The sequence below is a fragment of the Thioalkalivibrio sp. genome (assembly GCF_007692535.1).
Classification (GTDB): Bacteria; Pseudomonadota; Gammaproteobacteria; order Ectothiorhodospirales; family Ectothiorhodospiraceae; genus Thioalkalivibrio.
Genome location: NZ_REBW01000022.1, coordinates 1 through 3,492, shown reverse-complemented (window position 1 = coordinate 3,492; position 3,492 = coordinate 1). Strand labels below are relative to the sequence as shown.

Below are 3,492 nucleotides of genomic sequence, written 5' to 3'. Positions count from 1 at the left end.
TGCGCGCATGCAGCCGCACAAGCACCGAGGCCTTCCAGCGGTCCGGGTCCCGATGCTCCGGAGGGGCCGAGATCTGGGTTTCGAGATCGTACTCGCCAGCAGGAAGCACCTCGGCAAAACCGGGCAGGCTGAACGGTCGTTCGAAGATCGCGGTCGTCCTGCTGATGGGGCCAGCCATGGGTTTCCTGTCCTTCGGTTGCGGATTGGCGCCTTGGAGGAACGACCGATCATGCCGTCTGCGCAGACGCGACAGCCGCCGCTCCCTGTGGCGCAGCGTCGTCGCGGGATGTCACGCGCGCTGCTGCTGCGCCCGGTCGGCGGCGGCCTCGGCCTGCGCACGCGTGCGATAGTCGCCGCGCCACACCCCGCCGACGGTGAGGACCCAGATGCCGTTGCGCTCGGTGATCCCGGTGCGCACGCTGCCGTCTGTCCGGTCGCCCGGTCCACGATCCGGCGCGGCTGTTCCGCCCGGATCCATGGGGTGGACGAAGGTCGCCCGCAGATGGTCCAGCAGGCGCGGATGGCTTGCGGATCTGCGAGGGATCAGCACCTCCAGCGCGCGGCCTTGCGCGCGCAGCCGCCGCTCCAGGGCTGCCGTCCGCGAAGCCGGCGGATGCGGGAAAGGCGAGGCCATCGCATCACCCCGCCCGGCCCGAGGGTGGCAACAGTGCGCTGCTGCGCTGTTCGAGGGCTGCCACGCAGGCCGTGGCCAGCGTGCGGCTGGCGGCCGCGTTGCCCTCGATCGTCGCCCAGCCCGCGGCGAGCAGGGCATCACGCTGGCGCGTGGCTGTCGCTGGCTGCCGGATGGTTGCAAGTTTTGCGGTGCGCTCGGGGTCGGCCTCTGCCCGTTCGAGGCAGACGGGCACGAAGGCCGCGATGATCTGTCGGTCCGCCATCGCCTGGCCGGAAGCCTCGGCACCGGCCGCCGTCATCCATCCCGCCCCGACAAATCCGGCAGCAACGGCAGCGACACCGCCAACAACGGCTCCGATCAGCCCGGGTTTCAGCCATTCGGGGGTGTTCATGGGTTTTCCTTCCTTGCTACGGCGCGATTGCACGCATCGCTCTGGCGCAGCGCCGGATTGGGTTGACCCTACCCCGGCAGCGGTGGCCCGGAACTGATTGATGTTAGCCTCGGCCCGGATCGCAGACCCGGCGGGCGGTCTGCACCGCAGCACTGATCTGCATCAGCGCAGGCGAAGGGATTCGGGACTAAGTTGGAATTCATGCGCCCTCGGCATCTTGGCCACCGGCGCGAGCGCAGGGCGTCGGAGCTCAGGCTTCCGGTCCACCTTGCCGTAAAAGGACCACACCATGCCCACATTGGATGACATGCGTCTGGGCGGAACCCCGTTTGATCCATTCCTTTACGCCGCGGTTGGCGAGGATCGGAACGGCAACACGGTCACCGTGCTCTCCACTCTGGCCCGTCTCGGGCTGGAACCCTGGGAGGCCGCCGCCGAACTGGCCGGACTGACCCAAGCGGAGGCGCGCAGTCGCCTCGACGGGCTGTTGGCGCGGTTCCGGGATGTGCCGACGCTGGTGCAGGATCACGCCGCGATCTCGCAGCGGTTGATCGACCTGCTGCCAAAGACTGCTGGCCTCCGGACCGGTCGGGCAACGGAGCGCCTGATGCCCGCCGGGCGCATTGGCATCGGCCCGGCCCTCGCCATAGGCGTGCTGATATTCTACCTTGTCCAGACCCTGTTTCTCGGCGCGGACGGCGCCGGGAACTGAGGTGGGAGGGCAGGAGACGGCCATGCGCCCGGGCGATGACCTCTGGCAGCTTGAAACGGCGTTCTGGACCAGCGGCCGCGACAGCGCCCGCGCCACCACGGCGGCGGGCGCGATCGTGATCTATCCGTATCCGCTGGGGATCCTGCAGGGCGACGCCGCCCTGGCGCATCTGCCGGCCGACACCGGCTGGCGGCTGATCGAAATGGACGAGCGCAGCCTCAGCCGCCAGGGGGCAGTCGCGGTCCTCGCCTATCGCGTCCGGGCGCAGAAGGACGACACTCCCCTTCTTGATGCCCTCTGCGCCTCGACCTGGCTGAACGACGCCGGGCGCTGGCTGCGGCTGTCGCACCAGCAGACCCCGGTGACCTGACCGGCCAGGCGGGGCGGCGATGCCCGGTCCCGACGGCCGCAGGGCAACCCCGGTACCGATGTGGGTCCATCAACCCCGGCCATACCCCCGCAAGAGCAGCCCTGCGCCGGCGACGACACCGACCACCCCGCCCAGCAGATACCACATCGTGTTGCCGGTGAACCGGCCGGTCAGCGCCTCGGACATCTGCTCCATCGGCGCCTGCGAGGCCCGCCAGGCAAAGAACAGCAGCACCGCGCCCACGACCAGCGCGACGAGGCCGATGATGTTTGTCTGTGTCATGGAAAGACCTTTCCTGCTGAGGGAATCCGGGACGCAACGCCGGCCGGAACGCTGTGGTTCCCACGGCCAGGCACTGCTCGCGTGAAGCAACTCCACATTGGGCGGCGCGCGGGCGCACCGCACTTACCTCGATCAGTCCCGCGCGTGCGGGGCCCTGCGGCTTTCGGGCACAGGACCGCGATGGCGTCTGCGCGCGAGCATGACACGGTACCGGCCTGCTTCGGTCCCCGGTCGGCTGCGGACTGATCCATGTTGGGGCGCGGCCGGCGCCGAAGGTGCAGCGTAGGACCGGCCGATGCTCCCGCCCGGCCAAAGAACGACGGAGGAGGTCCTGATGAATCAGATCGTATGGATCGTGGGACTGGTGGTGATCGTCCTGTTCGTCCTTGGGCTTCTGGGGCTGCGCTGAACGCAGGCCCGCGCATGCCGGGGCCGGGCGATCGCCGGGCCAGGTGTGTGGCAGCCTGCGGGTGCGGGTTGGCGGGCAGGATATCCGGTCGTTCCGGCCTCGGAGGGTGTGCAGCGATGCCGCCAGACCCCCCGGCACCGAAGCCTTGGGCGGCCGGCGTTTGCGGACCACGCCGAAGATATCTCCGGCGGTGGGCACCTCGGCTGATGCAGGTTAGGGCCGCACGCGCCGCCAGCGGCGATGATGATTTCCACGGTGCCGCCCGGCCGCCCGAGGCTGCGGCCGGCGCGCGGCACCTCCCCCCGGAAGAAGGGCCCCGGACCATGGACAAGGACCGCATCAAGGGCACCGCGAAGCAGGCCGAAGGCGCCGTCAAGGAGCAGGCCGGCAAGCTTGCGGGCAACACCTCGCTCGAAGCCGAAGGGAAACTCAGGAAGGCCGAAGGCACGGTTCAGAAAGCCTATGGCGGGGCCAGGGACGCCCTGCGCGACGTCTGAGGCCGAGGAGACGAAAACGCAGCGAAAGGTCGCGTCGATGGAAAAGAACAGGAAGAAGAAGGCCGGAACGGGCGCCCCCAAGGGCGCAAAGGTGCCGAGCGAATACAAGTCCCGCGAAGCCGCCGGCAAGACCAGCCAGACCGACGCGGCTTTCCACAAGGCACCCGGCAAGGCGAAGGATTCTTCCCGAAAGGGCT

At 69.2% G+C, this 3,492-nt stretch carries 6 protein-coding genes; 3 read left to right on the top strand and 3 right to left on the bottom strand.

Going from position 1 to position 3,492, the window contains the following annotated elements:
* Nucleotides 1-289 precede the first annotated feature (289 nt).
* Complete coding sequence (locus tag EA346_RS00345; RefSeq protein WP_296754207.1) at nucleotides 290-634, bottom strand: hypothetical protein; 345 nt, start codon at nucleotides 632-634, stop codon at nucleotides 290-292.
* 4 nt (nucleotides 635-638) lie between these two features.
* Nucleotides 639-1,025 carry a hypothetical protein gene (locus EA346_RS00340; RefSeq protein WP_296754202.1) on the bottom strand — a complete coding sequence of 129 codons (387 nt, stop codon included), beginning with the start codon at nucleotides 1,023-1,025 and terminating at the stop codon, nucleotides 639-641.
* Nucleotides 1,026-1,314: 289 nt separating this feature from the next.
* On the opposite strand from EA346_RS00340, the gene EA346_RS00335 reads away from it, so the two are divergent.
* Complete coding sequence (locus EA346_RS00335; protein WP_296754199.1) at nucleotides 1,315-1,737, top strand: hypothetical protein; 423 nt, start codon at nucleotides 1,315-1,317, stop codon at nucleotides 1,735-1,737.
* A gap of 22 nt (nucleotides 1,738-1,759) precedes the next feature.
* Nucleotides 1,760-2,107 (top strand): hypothetical protein, encoded by a 348-nt coding sequence (locus EA346_RS00330; RefSeq protein ID WP_296754196.1) that lies wholly within the window; start codon nucleotides 1,760-1,762, stop codon nucleotides 2,105-2,107.
* A 69-nt stretch (nucleotides 2,108-2,176) separates the two neighbouring features.
* Here the strand turns inward: EA346_RS00330 and EA346_RS00325 are convergent, their stop codons facing one another.
* Entirely contained in the window at nucleotides 2,177-2,389 is a 213-nt protein-coding gene (locus tag EA346_RS00325) for a DUF3185 family protein (protein ID WP_296754193.1), read from the bottom strand.
* A gap of 732 nt (nucleotides 2,390-3,121) precedes the next feature.
* Here EA346_RS00325 and EA346_RS00320 point away from each other — a divergent pair.
* On the top strand, nucleotides 3,122-3,295 hold the full coding sequence (locus EA346_RS00320; protein WP_296754190.1) for a CsbD family protein: 174 nt from the start codon (nucleotides 3,122-3,124) through the stop codon (nucleotides 3,293-3,295).
* Nucleotides 3,296-3,492: the final 197 nt, after the last annotated feature.